This is a genomic window from Pseudoalteromonas sp. NJ631, from assembly GCF_000276645.1.
GTDB classification, from domain to species: domain Bacteria; phylum Pseudomonadota; class Gammaproteobacteria; order Enterobacterales; family Alteromonadaceae; genus Pseudoalteromonas; species Pseudoalteromonas piscicida.
This window is the reverse complement of the sequence record NZ_AKXJ01000002.1, coordinates 44,299-65,566: the sequence shown is the minus strand read 5'-3', so window position 1 is coordinate 65,566 and position 21,268 is coordinate 44,299. Positions and strand designations below refer to the sequence as shown.

The window sequence follows — 21,268 nt, the reverse complement described above, 5'->3', positions numbered from 1 at the left end:
ACTCTACGGCTCGTTAAGCACTTTTTTACGTGAGAAAATAATTTCAATTTCACTCGGTGAATTGGGACACATAAATAACTCCACAGAGCCCAGTTCAGGATGACTTACCATATAATTTCCCTGTTCGGGTACGTTGCTGGTATCTGTATTTTTTAAATAGACTATATACCCTTCCCAGTGTTCATTATTCGTGGGGGAATAGGTAACTTCTGAAATTTGCAAACTCGCCTGATAATCAGGTGACTTTATTTCTAGCGGTTGTCCTTCTATTGATTTTAAATTTTCAAACGTATATTTTTCCATATTAAGCTCCTAGCCGGTGACGTTTGGACAGTATAAAAACATTAACAGAGCCCCTCGTATTACTGATACTTGGCTCTTTTTCATTTAAAGCTAAGTTTGTTTCGTTACTAGGGTTTAGTACATATTTTACGAGCCTACAAACTTTTATTCTTTATATCTGTGGCTGATAGACTCACATAGGCACCTACAGTAAGCTCTTATTTTTATAAAAATACATTGTTAGCGACACGACTAACATTAATCAACACGCCACTCGATGTATATTCGAACTGCTGTTGTCGCATACCGCAGAGCACAACAATATTGCCACTAGAATTCAACTCCAACGATTTAATCCCATTAACTCTGTTAGGAGCGTCATACGCGAGCTCACCAATTGTCATCAAATGCGTGCCGTCGAAGCTTAATTGATCTATGGTTGATAACTGCCTGCCCACAACATAAATTAATTGTTTTTCGGCATCGACAGTAAAATCGACAACCCTATTGATATTATTTGGTAACGAGATGTGATCTACACGATGACCATCAAGTGTGTAGATGTCTATTTGTCTGGACAATTCAAAATAAATGTATAAGTGATTGTCTCCACGTCGAATAATAAGAGGCTGGGCATCGAAAGTTACCAACTCCCCCTGTGGATTATGGATTGAAATCTTAGGTCGAGAGATACCTAAACTATCAAATTGCTCTAAGGGCAATTTGGGGATAACTGTGATGCTTCCTCGATAAGCAGCAAAGGTGAGAGCTGGCACAAACGCCATTCCAAAAACACCAGCCATGGCTACTTTAACAAATCCTCTTCTATCCATTGTTGCAGTTCCTTATTTAAAAATTGTTATTTACTGCATTCAAGTTCGAAAATTCTATATGGTTACCAGGATGTAGACAATTACACCTCATTACACACAACTATACCTGAGTACCAAAAAAATAAAATTCGTTAATTATCAGTAATTTGAAAATCTCGAGAATAAAAAGTAAGCCTAAACAGTTTGGTTTTTAAGAACAATTAAAATTCTCATGCTAGACAAGTATTTACATTCCAATTACCCTATACCATTAACAAAAAATAAGAATTAGTAATCATATGTCTCTGACACAGTTTTCGGATAGCCATATTGTCGATGTTTTCCAGTCTGACAAATACCAACTACTTGAAAAAATTGGAGAAGGTGGATTCGGTAAAGTTTTCAAAGCACGCCAAATAAACACGGGGCAAATCGTTGCACTAAAATTTTTGGCGTTAGAACCACAACTAGAAGCGACGAAAAAACATAGATATGCCGAGCGTTTCAATCGTGAAACCTTACTTTGTAGTCAATTAAACCACCCAAATATCGTACGATTATTAGATAAAGGACAATTAAATGAAAATTTAATGTTTGGAGTCTTCGAGTATGTGGAAGGACAAACATTAAGGGACTATCTAAGTCAAAATGGCGCGATTGATTCTGTGTATGCAACCGACATCATGTTGCAGGTGCTAGATGCACTTATTCATGCCCATCAACAAGGCATCATTCACAGAGACATAAAACCAACCAATATTATGCTTAGCCAGTCTGGTGCAAAAACTTATGCCAAAATACTTGATTTTGGTATTGGTACGCTGGCACAAGAAACTCGCCAGCATGACTTTGAAACGATCACGCTTACACAAGAAACATTAGGCACACCTTCTTACAGCGCACCAGAACAATTACGTGGTGAGCCAGCCTCAGCTAAATCAGACCTTTATGTCTGGGGTTTGGTATTTTTAGAATGTTTAACCGGCGTGCCTGCGGTAACTGGCACAAGTGTCGCCTCGATTTATCACAAACAATTAAGCGATGTACATATTCCAATTCCAAGCGCCCTACTTGGCCACCCTCTTGCAGGGCTTCTCAGACGCGTACTCAATAAAAGCGCGTTGGAGCGCGTGATCACCGCAACCGAGGCATTCTCTGAACTTGCACGAATGAACGTATCGAACCTTGTTGGTGTGCTAAATGATGTTAAAGCTCAACATGGTTACGACGAAACCACAGTAATGATCCGTGATGACGATCCTAATCATCGCGCCATTCAAGAATATACGGCGCTTACTGAGCGCAAGCAGCTCACCGTTCTTGCGGTAAGATTAAGTGTTAAAGCACTCGACAATCAAGATAAAGACTTCGATGTCATAGACACGGTTTATAAATCTCAACGCAATCACTTTATTGATATCGCGACTCGTTACGGCGCTTATCACGTAGGTAACCTCGCCGATACCAGCTTGTTTTATTTTGGCTACCCAGTTAGTAGCGATAACGATGCGCGATTGTCTGCCCGTACCGCACTTGAAATGATAAGCGAACTTGGCAAACGTAACGCACTAATGCAAGAAGCCCATAGAGTCGCTCTTAATGCTCACATTGGTATTCATACCGGTGTATTTATTACCTACGCCAATGCCGTACCTGAAGGTCATCACGCAAATATTGCAGCAGCACTCTCCCGTGAAGCCGGCGAGCGCCAAGTCTTATGTAGTGCAGAGTCACGCTCACTCCTTGATGCTTTTTCAGAATTCAATCTGTACGGTCAAGTTCAAATAGGCCCGTTATTTGAACTAACGCCGGTTTATAACTTGCAAGGAGAACGTCGCATCGAAGCATTTGGCTTTATGCGTGGTACAAAGAACCATCATGAACTTGTTGGTCGTCACCTTGAGCTTGAACAGACACTTTCACTCATTAATAATGAAGTCGAAGGTGCAACCCGCATCGCGCACATTCATGGTGAAGCTGGCATAGGTAAATCTCGGCTGCTGCAAGAAATTCGTGCTAATGCACCGCAATATCAGCATTTAGTCGCCCAGTGTTTACCAGAGCATCAAAATAATGCTTTGTATCCAATTTTAACGTTGATCAAATACCTCTTTAACACCGATCAGCTTGACGCTCATTCAGCCAATACCGTTTTTAGTTATGTATTATCGAATAAGGACGGTGAACTCGATTTAGCGCAGGCTATCCCTGTGTTGCTAGTTTGGCTCAATATCTCACTTGATGATGAAATTACGCCTTCTACACTTTCTCCCGATGAGCAGAAGCAAGTGTTGTTTAAAGGGCTTTGCGCATTGTTACTGTCAAACCGTCACGGGCTCAGTAAGTTTAAACTTTACATTATTGAAGACATTCATTGGGCAGATAGCACCACCTTAGAGTTTTTACATCACTTTGTCGGTGCGCTAGCTTCAGGTGATGTTTTACTAAGCACTTCAAGACAAGCGGTGCCAACTCAGTTGAAAGACCTCACCCTTGTGGATGTTTGCCTGAGAAAACTAACCGAGAAGGCCACTGAAGATTTTATCATTAACTTGTTTGATGGCCGCCGAGTGTCAGAGCGAGTTCTCAAGTTGCTTACCAGTCGCACAGACGGGATCCCGCTATTTATTGAAGAACTCGTCAACATGCTTAAACAAAAGGCATTAGTTGGAGATAAAGGCGGAGAGATTGACTTCCTCGCACCAGATAAACTTGACCAAGTACCTACGAGTTTAAGAGAGTCATTACAACAAAAACTAGATAGCCTTAGTCACGCCAAAGAAACAGCGCAACTAGCAGCCACAATTGGCCGAGAGTTTGAATATGATTTACTCGTTGCGGCATCTTCTTTAAGCGAGAACCAGATCCAAAACGACTTAAATGAACTGATAGCAAACGACCTTATTGTGCAGCAACGTCGTGTTGATAACGATAGCTATATCTTTAAGCATGCGCTGGTGAGGGATGCGGCTTATGAAAGTGTTAATCAAACCAGTATACGTTTGTTACATTCAGTGGTTGCTCAAACACTAGACTCATTCAAAAGTGAAGATTACACATTAAGAGCAACTCATCACGAAAAAGCGCTTGAATACACTGACGCAACATTGCTTTGGAAACAAGCTGCAGAAAAAAGTACACAGTTAGCAGATATAAATTCTGCAATAAAACATTACAACTGCGCACTTAATACTCTCACGCAATGTACAGGCAGTTACGAAAACAAGCTCACAGAAATTCTAATAAGAAATGCGCTAGCACTACACTTGGCTACCACTTTGGGATATGCAAACAGCAGTATCACACCACATATCGACCGTTCCCGAGCACTGTGTAGTGAGCTCAACAACCCCCCAGAGCTGTATTCAGCTTTTTGGAGTATTGCATTAATTCAAGTCGTTAAAGCCGAGCATATCGAAGGATTGAACACGATACAGCAACTACTTGAAATGGCTAAGCAGCAAAATTCTGCAGCCTTGGAAATAGCAGCTCTTCATTTAAAAGGCGGGATCGAATGGGCTAAAGGGGATCTGCTATTGGCTGACAAGACCTTTACTCAGGCATTAGCTCTTTATAACTATGATGAGCACCACGAATACTTCAAAAGCTACCCATTTCCATTTGACTGTGCAATATCCTCACTGCCAATTCATGCCGGTGTTTCTTGGCTTATGGGTGACTACGAACTTTCTGACCAACAGCGAATTAAAGCTGATAGACTGACCGAATTAGATGATATTCCCGCATATCAAGTTCACGTTTACGCCCGTCATGCCTACATTGGAGTAATATCCAGAAGACTCGATCTGGCCGAGTATTACGCTGAAAAGGTCCTTTCACTTTCTGAGAAGCATGGATTCGCGCTTTGGTTATCCATTGGTAACGTAATAAAAGGCTGGCTGATGTGCCTTGATCATAATGTATCTGAAGGTCTTCCCCTCGTTCGCTCTGGTTTAGATGCTTACCTGTTAACGGACTCTATTGGTCATGTTGCTTGGCTACGAACAATGTATGGTGAATGCTTACTGCTTGCAGAAGATACTCAAGAGGCTTCAGAACAGTTAAATATTGCTATCAATATTGCAAATGAAAAACTTGATACGTTTTACTTACCAGAAGCTTATCGACTTAAAAGTATGCTGTGTACTACAGAGTCCGCTCGTAAAGAACAATTAAAAAGTGCTAAAGAAGTCGCTGAATTGCAAGGGGCACTTGGATATATCAATAAGTATTTAAAATAGGAAATTAAGAATGATAACTAGAACATGCTTACTGGTAGCATTGGGCTGTTCAGGGGTTGCAAGTGCATCAACAACTTTGCTTCCTGCGGACGTTTCATGTGATTTGAGCACTAACAATGCGATTGCCAATTTTACGCTTACACCTGAGCATTTATACGAATACTCATGGCAAACTTTTATTGCGATTAACCAACAAAAACAATTCGGTAAGCTTTCACTACCCGCTTGGGCTGACTGGATTAATACCGCAACACTTGCTGAAGTCAACTACACAAATGGCTATTTAAAGGAGTTCAACACGCCCGTTTCTGTTGAAGGCAAAGATACTCGAAAAAATATTACCACAGCAGATAGCTGGCAATGTGACTCTGGTTGTTTAGACTTAGATATGTCGTTAAAGCTAGATGGCGACGAAATCAAAATGCTGGGCCTGAGAGATAAAAATAACAACCCTGTATTTTTTGAAAAGCGGGTAAATGATAAATGGATGGAAGCACTATGGGATACCAAAGAAAACCTAAACGAAATTGATAACAATCCTGCTCTCAAAGACCTTGCGGGTTTCGCATTTAGGTGGGGCAGTTGTGGGCAAGGTAACACATCCGCTAAACAGCCTCAGATTGCGTTAAAACTGGGTTGGCGCATACTCACAAATGAAGATGATAAACTGAGATTCATCACCATGGAAAACATTAAGTTACATGGTTTTGCAGTAAAACAAACACTCGGTCTTATTGCCATGCATATCGGGGTTGGTACCAGTTCAAACCTATTAGTAGGTGATAAACCGACCTGGACTTGGTTGACATTTGAGCAGATTGATACGCTTGAAAGTGAAACCCCAAAAACGATTCAATATAGCTTCATTGCTCAGGACGAATATAGCTGTTCCAATATATATACAGCCAATAGACCGACTCCTCTTATTCGAGATGAACCGATCCCCACTCTAGCTGCAACATATAATGATCTGTATCGCTCTAAACTAAAAAAACAAAACTCTGTATTACAACATTACCAGCTGATTGGCTCACAATATCCACATATTGATAACGCGGGGTCATACCAGCGCTTTGACAAAAATGTTAGAAGTGTGGTTTTTGAGCCTTTTCTAGCTCAGGTGAATAGCAAATGTAAAATTCCCACGTCACAGTGGACCGTCTCTGAAAGTATCAGAAATAAAGGGTCTGATTGCGCGAGCTGCCATAACAATCTAAATTATTATTACAATAAGAATAAAATAAAATGGACAGAAAGATTCAAAGATTTCACTTTAATAAACAGTGGAATACCTGGTATACCAATGAAAGAAATAACATTAAACCCTAAGGAAAAGTAAAATGGCTAACAATGCATTCATAGACTATCTGAACAGATTAAATATTGATTTAGACTTCAGGTTAAATAGTCAGGACAACCCAATAAAATCACTGAATGGTTATGTAGACAACAAAGATATCACCGAAGAATGCTTAACTATTGGTGGTAATAGTAAACTTTGCAAACAACCTGAAGAAAATCAACTTATCAAAAGCAACTTTTCTGCTGCACTGAACAACGAAGATTTTATCAGTGACTACCTTTCTCACTTCGAGGGTGAGAAAACAAGCAGTAAAGCTTCTATTACCGAAGGAGTTGAAGTCGTAGCGTTACTTAATTTCTTACGTTCGATAGCATATGAAGAAACGTCTCACAGTGAATTTATTCAATCTCCAAGTGACTATATATCAAACTTCAGCGTAGAGTATAACAACACCAAAGCAGAGCTCTCTGCAGACGTTAAAGATGAACTACTTTCGTTGGTCTCTCAGTTTGGAGATATAAAAGGTAATGAGGAGAAATTTGTACGTGAATTATTCTCTCTTAAAATTATCTCGCAAAATTTAGCTGATAACGCGAATATTATTTGGTAATACGGTGAATACTATACTTAACAGAGTGTTAGATGAATCTCTCCACGAATTGTTAGGTAAAAAAACAACTGAAGGCTTGCAAGAAATTGCAAGCCTTTTTCCTCAGCTGTTTTCATCCTACTATTTAGAAATAAGAGATCTAGCTACTCATGAATTTAGTCGATTGGATTTACTCTGCGCTATCGATCACCAATCCCCTAAAAAACGTACAAACATTTTCGATAATCGCTGGCTTCCTTTAATAGAAAATTTACGAAACACCTACGCTAAATTGAAATCTCTTGACGCATTTACTCCATTTTTATGGCTTGAATTTGATAATATTCTGGGAAACAAACCAGAAACCATCGCAGCTCCAGGTGTGCATTACTGTCTAGAATCTGGCTATCCGGAACAACTCGCAGAGAAAAATGCACAGCTTAGCCACTATAAACCATATGTTTTTTCTATGGGTCTGTGCCAACAATATCACTCAAAAGCGAGTTTAACGCTATCTAGACTATTCAAACACTTACCGCTTTCGGGTCATATCATACATATCTCATTTATGCAGCAACGTAAGCCCGCCACAACAAAACTATATATTTCTATGCATCAGGATGAGGTTATAAAATACTTGGAAAAAGTGCATTTTCCCGGAGATGTAAAGGAAGTCGAGAAGATGCTACTGTTTTGGCGTGATATAAATGATAGCCCCTACTTATTTTTTGACTTAGCTATTGGAGACACACTGTTTGACCATTTCGCATTGGTCAGCTCCCCCGTATATTTTGATGAGCTCAACAACAAGTTTTCATTCCTAAAGAACAAGGCCGAATTATCGAATAAACTATGTAAGAAGCTCGCATCATCGGGACTAATTACTCAACAGAAGTCGTCACTGATACAACAATGGTCATCGTCAAAATTTGAATTAGCTTGGACTTGGGTAGATTTTAAGCTGGTTAAAGAGCCGAATAGAGCTGTTTACTCAAAAGCTTACTTAGGCCTGCAATCATGTGTAAATTAGAGCGCGCTTTGCGCCCTAATTTACAACATTCAATTATAAAGCGAATTTCCCTCTTGCTGCATGAAGCTTCTTATAGCTTTCAATAAGACGCAGGTGCTTGTCTAGACCTTCCAACTTCATGTTAGTTGGCGTTAAACCATAGAATTTCACATCACCATTAATTGAGCCAATAACAGCATCCATCACGTCTTTCGAGAACATACGGGTGAAGTTGTGGATGTAATCTTCTATTTCTAGCTCGTCATCCAATGCAATTTCAAGTGTGGCATGCATTGCTTGGTAGAATAAGCCACGTTCAACCGTGTTGTCATTAAACTGCAAGAAGGTCTCAACTAGTTCAATGGCCGCTTCGATATCGCCAAGCGCTAGATAGATTAAAATCTTAAGCTCAAGAATTGTAAGCTGACCCCACACCGTATTTTCGTCAAACTCAACACCAATTAGGGTGATAATATCGATATAGTTATCAAGCTGGCTGTCCTCTAAGCGCTCAACCAAGTTAGCTAATGCTTCGTCATCTAGAGAATGGATGTTGAGAATATCTTCGCGGTATTGCAACGCTTTATTGGTGTTGTCCCAAATCAGATCTTCAGCAGGGTACACTTCAGAAAAGCCAGGAACCAAAATACGACAAGCGATCCCTAAGTCTGTAAATTCCGCAATATAGGCTTCTTTACCTAACCCTTCCAAAATGCCAAATAACTTATCGCACTCTTCTTCATTAGTGCCTGTAAAATCCCACTCAACAAAATCGTAGTCATGCTTTGCACTAAAGAAGCGCCAAGAGATCACCCCCGTTGAGTCGATAAAATGCTCGACAAAGTTCTCCGGCTCAGATACCGCCATGCTATTAAACGTAGGTTTTGGTACGTCGTTTAAGCCTTCAAAACTACGACCTTGTAACAACTCGGTTAAACTGCGCTCAAGTGCCACTTCGAAACTTGGATGCGCGCCAAAAGAGGCAAATACGCCGCCTGTTTTAGGGTTCATCAAGGTCACACACATCACAGGAAATTGACCGCCAAGAGACGCATCTTTGACCACCACAGGGAACCCCTGCTCTTCAAGCCCTTTGATCCCTTCAACAATACCTGGGTATTTAGCAAGTACAGACTCTGGCACGTCAGGGAGCACGATTTCTTGTTCGATGATTTGCTTCTTCACCGCGCGTTCAAAGATCTCAGATAAACACTGCACCTTCGCTTCAAACAGGTTATTACCGGCACTCATACCGTTACTTAGGAATAAGTTTTCTATTAGATTTGACGGAAAATACACAGTTTCACCATCAGAATGGCGAGTATACGGAATAGAACAAATACCGCGCGCTACATTACCTGAATTTGTGTCGATTAGATGTGAACCGCGTAGTTCACCTTCTGGATCATAAATTTCACGAGTGTAGTCGTCTAAAATCTCAGTAGGAAGCGCATCATCAGCTTCAGGCTTAAACCACTTTTCGTTCGGGTAGTGAACAAATTCAGCATTTGCGATTTCTTCACCAAAGAATTGATCATTATAAAAGAAGTTACAGTTTAAACGCTCAATAAACTCACCGAGTGCCGAGCAAAGCGCGCTTTCTTTGGTTGCCCCTTTACCATTGGTGAAACACATTGGTGAAGCAGCATCACGAATATGCAAAGACCAAACGTGTGGCACGATATTACGCCATGACGCAACTTCAATCTTCATGCCTAAATCCGACAGGATTTTGGTCATATTTGCAATCGTCTGTTCAAGCGGAAGATCTTTACCTAGGATAAAAGTGCTGTCGCTTTCGCTGGTATCAACCATCAGCATCGCCTGAGAGTCATCTTCAAGGCTTTCAACCGCTTCCACTTGGAATTCAGGTCCTGTTTGGATCACTTTTTTAACGGTACAGCGGTCTATTGAGCGCAGGATACCTTGGCGGTCTTTTTCAGAAATGCTTTCTGGAAGCTCCACCTGAATTTTAAAAATTTGGTTATAACGATTTTCAGGGTCAACGATGTTGTTTTGCGCCACACGAATTCCATCCGTTGGAATGTCACGCGCATTACAATACACCTTCACAAAGTAAGCAGCACAAAGCGCTGAAGAAGCTAAAAAGTAGTCAAATGGACTTGGTGCTGAACCATCGCCTTTATAGCGAATTGGCTGATCCGCAATGACAGAAAAGTCGTCAAATTTGGCATCAATTCTGAGATTGTCGAGGTAATTTACTTTGATTTCCATTGGAAGGTTCCGGTGTGTTGCAATCGAAAACGCTAATTGTACTTGAGGATGCAAAGCGGTGCCAATGGAAGTTTCTGTTTATTCAAGTTGAGTTAATATAAACGAAATCCACAATGTAACCCTCCGTAATTGCTCTAACTGGCATTTTACGACACTATGGTCAGTGCTGTAGCTGAGACAGGCTCTATTTGTCAGGCGAGTGAATATACTCGACAAACAACAATACTTAAGTCTGACAAGCAACAAAATAACTAGGAAGTACACACATGACGATTGTGAGCAAAAGCAAATTTGATTTATACAAAAACAACGGCTTCGTTTTATTTGAACAACCTTTACCGGACACGCTGCTGGAAAAACTGAAACAGCTATCTAATGCGCTTGAGAGTAAAGCAAAACAAGCACAGCAAGACGGAAAAGTCGCGATTCAATACCATTTATCAAATGAATCAGGTGAGCCAAAACTCTTTCGTTATAATGATTTGCTTTTTGAAGCGCCAGAGTTAATTATCGAACTACTCGCAACACCAGCAATGTTAGCGATCAGTGAACACTTTTGTGGTGCAGGCTGTGTCCCATTGCAATGCGACCTAGTCTGCAAATATCCACATCCCCACCCTCACATAGCCTGGCATCAAGATGCTCCTCATTCTCGTAATTTTGCTTATTTAAATGTCGGTATCTATCTTGATGATGCGAATATAGATGACGGGTGCTTACGCTATTTGCCAGATTCCCAACACCAACTTTTGGATATTTATTCTCTCTCGAGCAAATATGGCTGGAACATTCCTGGGGTTGTACAACAACCAGCTAAAGCCGGAGATATTTTAGTTCAAGACATGATGGTTTTACATGGCTCTGAGCCCAAACGCAGTGAAGGTCCGAGAAGGACAATATATGTAGAGCTTCGACCGCTTGCGGGTGTCAATGAGAATCAAACTAGTGAATGGGCTGAGCTTAGAAAGCAATGGATGGCACACGTTATTCAGGCTGCAGACCCAGAAGACGTACCTGAGAAGTGGCTAGCTGTTTATGGTGAACCCAATTATGATTTAAATACGCTAGTAGAGCGTATCAAACAGAAACGAGAGGCCGTGATCCCAGCAGCTTGGGCACCGAAAATTGTTGAGCATCCAGACTACCCTACCCCCGCCGACCTACGTTAGTCTGCATGAAGTAATTGTCACCGCTTATCGATGACAATTACCTCTGACCATGCCGTGTTTGAAATTTTCTCTCACTCCACCTTAGCTAAAATCAAAAACACGATTTACTTCAATGCCATAGCACACTTCTTCAAACCTAAATCGCTTCATTGTTATCCCTTGGGCTTGGTCGAGGTTTACCGCTCCATGCTTTTCGTAAAAGCGTCTCGCTTGTTTGTTCTGCTCATAAATCCAGGTATACGCGCTTTGGCAACCTTGCTCATAAAGCTTTAATAGACGCGCCTTCAACAGCGCTTGACCTAATCCACGGTTCTGATGGCTTGGCAAAATATAACCGCGATATAGTTCACCCGCATTTATTCTCGATACTTTTTGGCTAACCGGATTATACATTCGACGGTAATTACCCGCCGCACCGCAGCCTAATATTTTCCTGCCATCAGTCACAAGCAAAGCCGTTTGGGTTGCAGAATGCTTAATGATATCAGACCAAATGGTTGCGAAAAATTCGACAGTTCCCCCTGCTAGCACTTGCTCTGGTAAAAAGCCACTGAAAGCCGCTTGCCAACTCACTTTGGTCACAAACGCCATTTCCTCTATATCTGCGGTACTGGCAGTCTTTATGGTGATTTTTTCTGGCAGGTTAAATACGTCAACAAATGCCTTTTTATCTAACTCAGTGATATCCATATAAACACTCAAAAGCTCTTTTAAGTAACAATTAACACATTATTGTTACAAGTTGTGATTTATACAAATATTTATTCCAACTTCCTTCTTGTTTTGATAGTTACCGTTTTTCACAAGGCTGACTACTATCAAAATTTATACCCAAATTGATAAATATCATCTAGGAAAAGCTCCTCGGCCAATTTTAACGCTAAATCTGAGTAGTAATCACGGTAGTGCCTACTTGATGCTTGATTATAATAAGGCAAATAATAATCTTCGCTCCCCAACTTCCTTAAAATTCGCTCACTGTCTTTTTGATAGTTTTCAAAGCGGCAAATTTCATTGACGAGTGAATTTCCCAAATGGTCGGATAACTGGGACCATTGACTCCACGCTATTCCGCTGTGCTGCTCTGTAACCATTTCTTGTACAAATAGTTCAAACTTTTCTTTTTCATCATAATGACGTTTCTCAGATACCACTTCTGAGTGTAGACTCTTACCTTTCTCTAATAGTGAATACCAAGAAACGAGTCTTTCCCATGGGTTACGTACAAAAGCAAATTTAAACGTACTCTCAAACGCTTCCGGCAATGCCGCTCTAGCCTCTAGAAGCGATGCATGCTGGCTGCATATCATCCTTAGGTCTGGCACCGTTTGCCTGAGAACACTACATAACGACGTACCGCCAGTGCGGCTAATGTGGCAGAACAAAAAATTGTACTTTTTAGAATAAAACATAAGCCTCAATCATTTCAGACTACAAAATGCATTTTCTTCACTTTGTTAAAGCATCCTTGGTCAAGAATAACTACAAAGTCGAAATCAGGTCTCGCTGACTTACCTTACCAAGTTTAAGCTGCTCATAAGAATGATAGATAGCCTTTTTGCTATCTTGCAGTCGCTGGGTAATGTCTTCACCTTCAAGTAACGCGGCTTGCGCAGCTTCTAGCCTATCTTGCGTATCGGTAATAATTGCGGTTAGTTTTGCTTTATCTGATCTAATTAGCGTACTGTCCTGCTCAACTTTTTGCTCAAGCATAGTTAACAACTCTGAACGCACTGAAACGGTTTTATACTCTTTAAAGTCTAATCCCAGATGATTAAATAACAGCGCTTGATTCATCTCTTCTGGTGCAATTTCTACTTCAATTGGCATCTCTACAATGTTCGTCATCATTTCACGATACATCTCGATGTTATATTCACGGCTGCCTATTTTGTGACTTGAACTTACCAAAGATTCATGGGCTAGCTTTTCAGCTTGCTCAAAATGCTTGGTAAGGTAAGTCGATTTTGTGTTGTTCGGCGCTTTTTCTTGAACGGCCTTTGCTGCTTCCATAAACGAAGGTGTTTCCGAGTTTTTTGCAGCCGAATTAGAAATATCTTGATCACTCACAACATTATTGTTCTTACGACTATAAAAATCATTCGAACTATACATTTGTGAATAGGGTGAATTTTGAATGTACATACTCGCTCCTTGGTGCATTGGCTATTCTAGTACAGCAATAAGTGCGCCAAGGGAGCGTTGTTAACCTGCTCTCGGATTAGTTAGGCTCCTAAGAATCTTTTAACCAATTTTTGGATGTAATCGGGTTCTACCAAACCAAAGTTTGCCGTTCAAGCGCTTAATATTACTGCGCTTGAGGCAAACTTTTTCCGCTATCGATTAATTAACTTTCTCACGCCAACGGATCATCAACATATATACTACGGGTAACACCACTAAGGTGAGTAATAGTGCGCTTGCCATGCCGCCCACCATAGGCGCGGCTATGCGGCTCATTACCTCTGAACCTGTGCCCGAACCATAAAGGATTGGCAATAACCCGATAATAATCGTTGCCACCGTCATCATGACTGGACGAATACGCTTGCCCGCGCCTTCTAAAATGGCATTGTTTATGGCCTCAACTGTCAATGTGTGTGGTTTATCTTTAAGCTCACTAATGGCTTGGTTGAGGTACACGAGCATGATCACGCCTATTTCAACCGCAACACCTGCAAGCGCTATAAAACCAACGCCTACCGCGACCGAAAAGTTAAAACCCTCAAGGTATAGTAACCACAGTCCACCAATCATCGCCATAGGTAACGTCGCCATGATGATTGCCACTTCGCTAAAGCTTCTAAAGTTCAAATAGAGTAAAACGATAATGATCCCAAGCGTGAGCGGCACCACATAAGTCAATTTAGCTTTAGCACGCTCCATATACTCGTATTGACCAGCCCAACTGATGGAATAACCTGCAGGTAACTCCAGCTGTTCGCTCAGTACTTGTTTAGCGGCTGCCACATAGCTGCCAACATCGACACCGTCTAGATCGATAAACGTCCAACCATTAATGCGAGCGTTCTCGCTTTTAATGCCCGGTGGCCCGTTTTCAATATAGATAGTTGCCACATCACCTAGGGCAATATTTAATCCCTCGGCGGTGACTATAGGAAGCTTCCGCAGCGCTTCGGGAGAATCTCGTAAATCTTGTGAATAGCGCAAACTAACCGGATAGCGCTCTTGTCCTTCAATGGTTTGCGTGACGTCCATTCCACCAATTGCAGTTGCGACCACTTGCTGGACATCAGCAATATTGAGCCCAAATCGCGCGGCTTTATCACGTTGAATATCGACCTTAATATAACGCCCCCCAGCTACTCGCTCTGAATAGACCGACGCTGTACCCTCTACCTTGCTCAGAATACGTTCAAGATCTTGACCAATCTTTTGGATAGTATCTAAATCTGGACCTGCGACTTTAATCCCGACAGGCGTTTTAATCCCCGTCGCGAGCATATCAATACGCGTTTTGATGGGCATCACCCAAGCATTGGTTAGGCCCGGAAACTGCACTAGCTTATCGAGTTCTGCTTTTAGCTTTTCAGTGGTCATTCCCTCACGCCACTGATCTTTAGGTTTTAATTGAATAAAGGTCTCAATCATCGTCAACGGGGCAGGATCGGTTGCGGTTTCCGCGCGACCGATTTTACCAAAGACATTTTTTACCTCAGGCACCGTCGCTATCAACTTGTCGGTTTGCTGTAAGATTTCTCTGGCTTTACCAATCGAAATACTTGGATATGTAGTCGGCATATACATTAAATCCCCTTCATCCAAAGGCGGGATAAACTCGCTGCCGATTTTATCCATTGGATAAAAGCCAACGACAGTAGTAGCTGCTGCGGCCAGTAACGTCAACTTGGGAAAGCGTAATACTTGCTTTAATAGCGGCGTATACGCGCCAACCAACAAACGATTAATTGGGTTTTTATGTTCGGGCACAACTTTACCGCGAATAAAGTATCCCATCAGCACAGGAATAAGCGTAATGGCAAGCCCCGCAGATGCGGCCATCGCATACGTTTTAGTGTATGCCAGAGGAGCAAACATACGCCCTTCTTGCGCCTCAAGAATAAACACAGGTAAGAAGCTTACGGTAATAATTAACAAACTAAAGAACAGCGCAGGGCCTACTTCAGAAGCCGACTTCGCGACGATTTCCCAGCGATTTTCATCATTGAATGGCGTTTTTTCCATGTGTTTGTGCATGTTTTCAATCATTACGATTGCACCGTCGGTCATCGCCCCGATAGCTATGGCTATACCACCAAGGGACATGATATTTGCATTCACGCCTTGAAAGTACATCACGATAAAAGCAACCAAAATGCCAAGTGGCAAAGTGATCACCGCAACCACGGAAGAGCGAATATGAAATAAGAACACCACACACACTAAGGCCACCACCACCAGCTCTTCGAGCAGTTTAGACCAAAGATTATCAATGGCTTTGGTGATAAGCTCGGAGCGATCATAAACCGTCACCACTTCCACCCCTTCAGGTAAGCCTTGTTGTAGCTCAGCAAGTTTTTGCTTTACGCCGTCGATGGTTTTTTGCGCGTTTTCTCCAAAGCGCATGACCACAACGCCGCCCACAACTTCTCCCTCGCCGTTAAGCTCGGCAATGCCTCGCCGCATTTGCGGTCCAATATTGACAGACGCAACATCTGCTATCGTTAATGGCGTGCCTTTGACAGCTTGCCCAAGTGGTATGGCCTCAATATCTTTAACGCTTTGAATATATCCCGTACTTGTCACCATATATTCGGCTTCAGCCATCTCAATCACAGATGCGCCCGATTCTTGGTTACCGCGTTGCAACGCCTGCTGTACATGCGTAAGTGGAATACCGTACGCGCGCAGTTTATTGGGATCAACCTGTACTTGATACTGTTTCACCATACCGCCAATCGGCGCTACTTCTGACACGCCGGCAACCGATTGCAGCTCAAACTTTAAAAACCAATCTTGTAGGCTGCGTAGCTGGCTAATATCGTGTTTACCGGTTTTATCGACTAATGCATAAAGATACACCCAACCCACCCCAGTGGCATCAGGGCCCAACTGCGGTTTTGCCGCATCAGGTAATTGTGGTGCGACTTGACTTAGATATTCGAGCACCCGACTGCGCGCCCAGTAAAGATCCGTTTTATCGTCAAAAATAACGTACACATAGGAATCCCCAAAGAAGGAATAACCTCGCACGGTTTTTGCGCCCGGCACAGAGAGCATTGCCGTGGTCAGTGGAAATGTCACCTGATCTTGCACCACTTGTGGTGCCTGTCCTGGATAAGGTGTTTTAACAATGACTTGTACATCAGACAAATCCGGAATAGCGTCGACAGGCGTGTTTTTAAGGGTAAATAGCCCAGCCCCCACTAGCATTAGTGTCAGCAGTACCACAAAAAAACGGTTGTATACTGACCAGCGAATTATTGCTTGGATCATTGTAAACGCTCCTTAGTGGCCTGAGTGCATATTCATCGACATCTCACCTACAGGTTTGATATCAGTCACCACAAATTCGTCACCCACTTCAAAGGTGAAAGTCACCTTCATTCCTGTCATAAGCTGGCTTAAATCAATGTGCTCAGCTGCAACAAAGTCCATCGTCGCAGCTGGACGGTCCCATTTTTCAATGGCGTCGCGAGAAATATTAAGCACTCGGATGTCAGGGGTGATAGCGTTTATCACGCCACCCACTGTTGCTGTGGGTAAGGGACTTTCGGTCGTACTGTCTTCAGACATAATGTGAATGCCAGTCAGTAATACGCTACCGTCATCCTGTTTCGTGGCTTCAAAATGCAAAGTCTGTCCGGCGTTTAATTCGTCAACATCGACACTGTCAGCTACTGTAAAATCCATCACCATTTCAGGCCATTCCCACTCGGGTACGGGTTGATGAGCGATATTCACCACTCGACTTTGGTAGTTCACGCTTTGAATGTCTCCTTCAATCCAAACTGACTTAGCCTCTGCAACTGGCGCCATACGCATAAAGTCAGAAGTAATGCTCGATTGAGAATCAATCAAGAATTGGGCTGACGTAACTATCTTGTCTCCTTCGTTAAGGCCATTGAGGATTTCAATGTTTTCATCACCAATTTGACCCAGTTCAACGGCAACCGATTTAAAGCTACCGGGTGCAACTTCAACGACAACACGATTTTGTTTGGCTGTGCGGATCACAGATTCACTCGGCACTTGCAATACATCGTCACGAGAATCGGCATGAATGTTCACTTGCGCAAACATATTCGGCTTTAACAGCGCATCACTGTTGTCAAATCTAAGCCTTACTCTAAGTGTCCGTGTTTTTTCATTGAGTGAAGGGTAGACGTAATCGACTTGCCCTCGCCACGTTCTACCTGATAAAAAATCTAACCTCATGGAAACGGCTTGTCCCTCAGCGACCAACATAGCATCACGTTCAAATACGTCAGCTTCGACCCAAATTTCGTCAAGTTTGGCGATACTCATGAGCGTTGTGCCTGGTTTTACGTAAAACCCTTCTCGGATCTGGAGTCCATCCAACACCCCAGATTGACGCGCATAAAAGGTAATGCTTTGATGCACTTCACCCGTTTTTTTAAGCGTATCGATAAAATCATCACTCAGGTGTAATGCCTTGAGCCTTTCGTGCGCTGCGTTTATCAGCGCCTGATTATTACGCTTTCTAGCGATAAGATATTCTTCTTGCGCATTGACCAATTGCGGCGAGTATAAGGTGTACAGAGGCTCACCCTGCTTCACTGGATCTCCTGCGGCTTTCACATAGAGCTTTTCAACCCAACCCTCAACTCGGGGGTGAATGTGAACTAGGCTATCTTCGTTGTACTGAACATACCCAACGGTACGGATTTGGTGAGACATCGCTTGACGCATGGCCACCGCGGTACGAACACCCAGGTTGTTTTCAACGTGAGGCGCTATTTCCACAACCCCCTCACCAAATTTTGCATTCGCAGACTCTTCTTCGTACACAGGTACAAGATCCATTCCCATCGGAGACTTACCTGGCTTATCACGACGATAGTTCGGATCCATAGGCGCAACCCAATAAAGTGGCGCTTTCTCAGCGTTTTGCGCTACCGCAGGCTCGTTACTTGAAGAGAGGTTCATCCCAACTAGCACGCCGACCGTTAATGTAGTGACGGCAACCAGCGTCATTTTTAAGTTGTTATTCATGGCTTGCACCCTCTTCAATTTGAGCCAAATAGTAATTACTGCGTACCACCGCTTTTAACAATGCAATATCAATGGAAAGTGCTGATAACTGCGCATTCAGTTTCGCGATACGCGCCCTCACTACCTCGGAAAAGTCGCCATCATCATTGGTATAAGCAGTCAACGCAGCTTCGGCCTGTTCAGCGCTTTGTGCCACAATTGATTTTGCGTATAGCGATTGCCTCTCTTGCAATCGTTGGATAGTTTGAATTTCTCCATTTAAGTTTGAAAACAGCTGCTTTAGCACCAGCAACCGGTCGGTTTTACTCGCCTCAACTTGTGCAGTCGCTGCCGCTTTTTGCTGGTCTTGTTTTCCATCTGTGAATAACGGAACATCGAATGACACACCAACGCTGAAAAAGTCAGTGCGAGACATCTGATCCGGTGCATCATCCCGATATGCGTAACTCGCATTGACGGAAAACTGTGGTTTATATGCCTGCTCAGCTAACTTTACCCCTTGATTGGCACGGTATGTATCAACGTCGGCGGCAACAACCAACGGGTGATGAGTCAAATGTTGTACTACAGCTTGGCTATCAACTGGACGTTGCTGCATCAACTTTGGCGCAATTGAGCGGATCAACGGCAGTGTCACTTCGTTTTGTTCAAGGACACTCAGTGCATTTGAATTAGTGAATGCATCATTTAATAGCCATTGCGAAAGCTTTGCCTTAGCGGTGTTAAGCAGCTGATAAGCCGCGGAACGCTTGTCGTCTAATTGCATCACCTCAAGCTGAGCACGGATCACATCTTGCTGACGTGTTGCACCCAGCGCATTGGAGTAGCTAGCATTGGCTATTTCTACCATTTGGTCGAACAGCACACTATCGCGTTCAATCAGTTCCAACGTCTTTTTGGCTTGTACAATATCAAGCCACACCTGAGAAACGTCCCGGCGCACTTGCGCTTTTCTATCCGCTTGTAAAATCGGTTGCTTTTTAGCGTCAAGTGCCAATTGCTGACTCTTAATTTCGAGGCTATCTCCTCGCGGTAACATCTGCATCACGCCAACTTTAAGCTGAGTCATCCCCTCTTGATTAAACTCCCAACTATCAACAGGCAGATTCATCATACCGATGGACACCTGAGGATCAGGGTAGCTTAGCGCTTCGCGGCTCATAGATTGCATCGCAGAACGCTTGTATTGGCTAGATTTAAGCCAAGGATCGTTGCTGATGGCGGCATCTATCGCTTGCTCTAACGTTGCAATATTGGCCTGTGCTATCTGTGGCAGTATCAGTGTTGCGATAAACAGGGAAACTTTGATTGTCATTAGAATTGCTCCTCATAGCTGTCGATTTCAGCAAAAACCTCATAGCTCCCATCTTTTTTAAGTAGCAATACTTGATAAGGCATAAAACGCTCGCCAACTTCCATACCGGGCGATCCAAGTGGCATAGCCGGCACACTTAAGCCGATATTTTGTGTGTCTTGAGTTAACGTTTCGTTTTGCAAAAACTGTTTAATAAACTTGGCAGGAACATGCCCTTCAAAAATAAAGCCATTTTTAGAAACCCCGGTGTGACAAGATTGATAATTTTGCTTAATACCAAACTTACTCTTAAGTGAGCCAAGATAATTTAAATCGGTGGCTTTGTGCACGATACCTTGTGCAGTTAAATGATTTAACCACAGCTCACAACAGCCGCAGGTTGGGGATTTAAAGACTTCCAATTCTATATTGGATTTACCGTATGCCATGGCACTCATTAGCCATAGCGTCACCACTAAATAAAACTTTTTCATGCTAACCTCGCATGTAATACCTATTGCGTTACTACAACGGGTATTAATAAAATCGTTGAAAACTACGCCAAAAAGGCGATTAATCGTACAAATCTTTGAAATTAAGGCAGATCTGCCCTGAGGTTAGGCTGGTATTGGGGGTTTATAAAGAGAGCGAGGGTAGTCGCTAAGCTGACCACTTGTGAAACTTAATTTATCGTTTTTCAGTACAATAGGCGCTACCCACTCTCTTGGCGAAAACGCTGCAAGATTTGTGGAGCACATATGTGTGGGGCAAGTACAATCGCTGCATTGTGCTGTGTTTTGAGGGTCACAACAATCCATCTCAACCATCATTTCATGATGGTGAGAGTCAGCCGATTGCAAATCACTTTGAAGCATTTGATGACTGGTAGCGCCATGCATTTCACATGCTGCCATAGAGGCAGCCGCGTTTTGACCACTAAGTGTAGCCACCACGAACAATGTGATAAGTAAACGTAAGAATACTTGCAAGGTACTTTTCCAAATCAAATAAGCGAAGTAATAATAAAAATCTAAGCAAAGAAATGCAAGTAAATAGACCAACCTCGTTATTATTTTCTTTCATCATTGATATACTAGTAGGGCTCAAATCTAAAAAATTATTCCAACTCAAGGAAAT

At 42.5% G+C, this 21,268-nt stretch carries 16 protein-coding genes; 5 read left to right on the top strand and 11 right to left on the bottom strand.

The annotated features are described in order from the left end of the window. Positions 1–3 precede the first annotated feature (3 nt). On the bottom strand, positions 4–303 hold the full coding sequence (locus tag A587_RS0104820) for a DUF6916 family protein (protein WP_017216635.1): 300 nt from the start codon (positions 301–303) through the stop codon (positions 4–6). 203 nt (positions 304–506) lie between these two features. Continuing rightward, on the bottom strand, positions 507–1,115 hold the full coding sequence (locus A587_RS0104815; RefSeq protein WP_017216634.1) for a hypothetical protein: 609 nt from the start codon (positions 1,113–1,115) through the stop codon (positions 507–509). 278 nt (positions 1,116–1,393) lie between these two features. Here A587_RS0104815 and A587_RS0104810 point away from each other — a divergent pair, with 278 nt between their 5' ends. Genes A587_RS0104810 through A587_RS0104795 form a run of 4 tightly spaced genes read left to right on the top strand, consistent with a single transcriptional unit; the run spans position 1,394 to position 8,257 of the window. Continuing rightward, positions 1,394–5,335 carry a TOMM system kinase/cyclase fusion protein gene (locus tag A587_RS0104810; protein ID WP_017216633.1) on the top strand — a complete coding sequence of 1,314 codons (3,942 nt, stop codon included), beginning with the start codon at positions 1,394–1,396 and terminating at the stop codon, positions 5,333–5,335. Positions 5,336–5,345: 10 nt separating this feature from the next. Continuing rightward, positions 5,346–6,674 carry a hypothetical protein gene (locus A587_RS0104805; protein ID WP_017216632.1) on the top strand — a complete coding sequence of 443 codons (1,329 nt, stop codon included), beginning with the start codon at positions 5,346–5,348 and terminating at the stop codon, positions 6,672–6,674. A gap of 1 nt (position 6,675) precedes the next feature. Further along, a complete protein-coding gene (locus A587_RS0104800; protein ID WP_010377775.1) occupies positions 6,676–7,248 on the top strand; it encodes a hypothetical protein in 573 nt (190 codons plus the stop codon). 4 nt (positions 7,249–7,252) lie between these two features. Further along, a complete protein-coding gene (locus tag A587_RS0104795; protein WP_017216631.1) occupies positions 7,253–8,257 on the top strand; it encodes a hypothetical protein in 1,005 nt (334 codons plus the stop codon). 33 nt (positions 8,258–8,290) lie between these two features. Here the strand turns inward: A587_RS0104795 and A587_RS0104790 are convergent, their stop codons facing one another. Beyond that, positions 8,291–10,471, bottom strand: a complete 2,181-nt coding sequence (locus A587_RS0104790) for an OsmC domain/YcaO domain-containing protein (RefSeq protein WP_017216630.1) — start codon at positions 10,469–10,471, stop codon at positions 8,291–8,293. A gap of 266 nt (positions 10,472–10,737) precedes the next feature. Between A587_RS0104790 and A587_RS0104785 the strand changes: the two genes are divergently transcribed. Continuing rightward, a complete protein-coding gene (locus tag A587_RS0104785) occupies positions 10,738–11,640 on the top strand; it encodes a phytanoyl-CoA dioxygenase family protein (RefSeq protein ID WP_017216629.1) in 903 nt (300 codons plus the stop codon). 81 nt (positions 11,641–11,721) lie between these two features. On the opposite strand, the gene A587_RS0104780 is transcribed toward A587_RS0104785, so the two are convergent. The 8 genes from A587_RS0104780 to A587_RS0104745 all read right to left on the bottom strand — a co-directional run bounded on the left by A587_RS0104780 (position 11,722) and on the right by A587_RS0104745 (position 21,120). Next, on the bottom strand, positions 11,722–12,330 hold the full coding sequence (locus A587_RS0104780) for a GNAT family N-acetyltransferase (protein ID WP_017216628.1): 609 nt from the start codon (positions 12,328–12,330) through the stop codon (positions 11,722–11,724). A gap of 128 nt (positions 12,331–12,458) precedes the next feature. After that, entirely contained in the window at positions 12,459–13,052 is a 594-nt protein-coding gene (locus A587_RS0104775; protein ID WP_083838435.1) for a sulfotransferase family 2 domain-containing protein, read from the bottom strand. 70 nt (positions 13,053–13,122) lie between these two features. Next, positions 13,123–13,785 (bottom strand): hypothetical protein, encoded by a 663-nt coding sequence (locus A587_RS0104770; RefSeq protein WP_017216626.1) that lies wholly within the window; start codon positions 13,783–13,785, stop codon positions 13,123–13,125. Positions 13,786–13,983: 198 nt separating this feature from the next. Next, positions 13,984–17,097, bottom strand: a complete 3,114-nt coding sequence (locus tag A587_RS0104765; protein WP_017216625.1) for an efflux RND transporter permease subunit — start codon at positions 17,095–17,097, stop codon at positions 13,984–13,986. 12 nt (positions 17,098–17,109) lie between these two features. Continuing rightward, entirely contained in the window at positions 17,110–18,837 is a 1,728-nt protein-coding gene (locus A587_RS0104760) for an efflux RND transporter periplasmic adaptor subunit (protein WP_017216624.1), read from the bottom strand. Further along, complete coding sequence (locus A587_RS0104755) at positions 18,830–20,152, bottom strand: TolC family protein (RefSeq protein WP_017216623.1); 1,323 nt, start codon at positions 20,150–20,152, stop codon at positions 18,830–18,832. The genes A587_RS0104760 and A587_RS0104755 overlap by 8 nt, the downstream gene beginning before the upstream one ends. After that, positions 20,152–20,625: a DUF411 domain-containing protein gene (locus A587_RS0104750; RefSeq protein ID WP_017216622.1), complete on the bottom strand. Its 474-nt coding sequence runs from the start codon at positions 20,623–20,625 to the stop codon at positions 20,152–20,154. Before A587_RS0104750 ends, A587_RS0104755 begins: the two co-directional genes overlap by 1 nt. A 123-nt stretch (positions 20,626–20,748) precedes the next feature. Beyond that, positions 20,749–21,120: a hypothetical protein gene (locus tag A587_RS0104745; RefSeq protein ID WP_017216621.1), complete on the bottom strand. Its 372-nt coding sequence runs from the start codon at positions 21,118–21,120 to the stop codon at positions 20,749–20,751. Positions 21,121–21,268: the final 148 nt, after the last annotated feature.

Excerpts from the sequence above, each read along its gene's own strand:
- A587_RS0104820 (WP_017216635.1), bottom strand. The coding sequence starts at position 303 with ATGGAAAAATATACGTTTGAAAATTTAAAATCAATAGAAGGACAACCG.
- A587_RS0104815 (WP_017216634.1), bottom strand. The coding sequence starts at position 1,115 with ATGGATAGAAGAGGATTTGTTAAAGTAGCCATGGCTGGTGTTTTTGGA.
- A587_RS0104810 (WP_017216633.1), top strand. The coding sequence starts at position 1,394 with ATGTCTCTGACACAGTTTTCGGATAGCCATATTGTCGATGTTTTCCAG.
- A587_RS0104805 (WP_017216632.1), top strand. The coding sequence starts at position 5,346 with ATGATAACTAGAACATGCTTACTGGTAGCATTGGGCTGTTCAGGGGTT.
- A587_RS0104800 (WP_010377775.1), top strand. The coding sequence starts at position 6,676 with ATGGCTAACAATGCATTCATAGACTATCTGAACAGATTAAATATTGAT.
- A587_RS0104790 (WP_017216630.1), bottom strand. The coding sequence starts at position 10,471 with ATGGAAATCAAAGTAAATTACCTCGACAATCTCAGAATTGATGCCAAA.
- A587_RS0104785 (WP_017216629.1), top strand. The coding sequence starts at position 10,738 with ATGACGATTGTGAGCAAAAGCAAATTTGATTTATACAAAAACAACGGC.
- A587_RS0104780 (WP_017216628.1), bottom strand. The coding sequence starts at position 12,330 with ATGGATATCACTGAGTTAGATAAAAAGGCATTTGTTGACGTATTTAAC.
- A587_RS0104775 (WP_083838435.1), bottom strand. The coding sequence starts at position 13,052 with ATGTTTTATTCTAAAAAGTACAATTTTTTGTTCTGCCACATTAGCCGC.
- A587_RS0104770 (WP_017216626.1), bottom strand. The coding sequence starts at position 13,785 with ATGTACATTCAAAATTCACCCTATTCACAAATGTATAGTTCGAATGAT.
- A587_RS0104765 (WP_017216625.1), bottom strand. The coding sequence starts at position 17,097 with ATGATCCAAGCAATAATTCGCTGGTCAGTATACAACCGTTTTTTTGTG.
- A587_RS0104760 (WP_017216624.1), bottom strand. The coding sequence starts at position 18,837 with ATGAATAACAACTTAAAAATGACGCTGGTTGCCGTCACTACATTAACG.
- A587_RS0104755 (WP_017216623.1), bottom strand. The coding sequence starts at position 20,152 with ATGACAATCAAAGTTTCCCTGTTTATCGCAACACTGATACTGCCACAG.
- A587_RS0104750 (WP_017216622.1), bottom strand. The coding sequence starts at position 20,625 with ATGAAAAAGTTTTATTTAGTGGTGACGCTATGGCTAATGAGTGCCATG.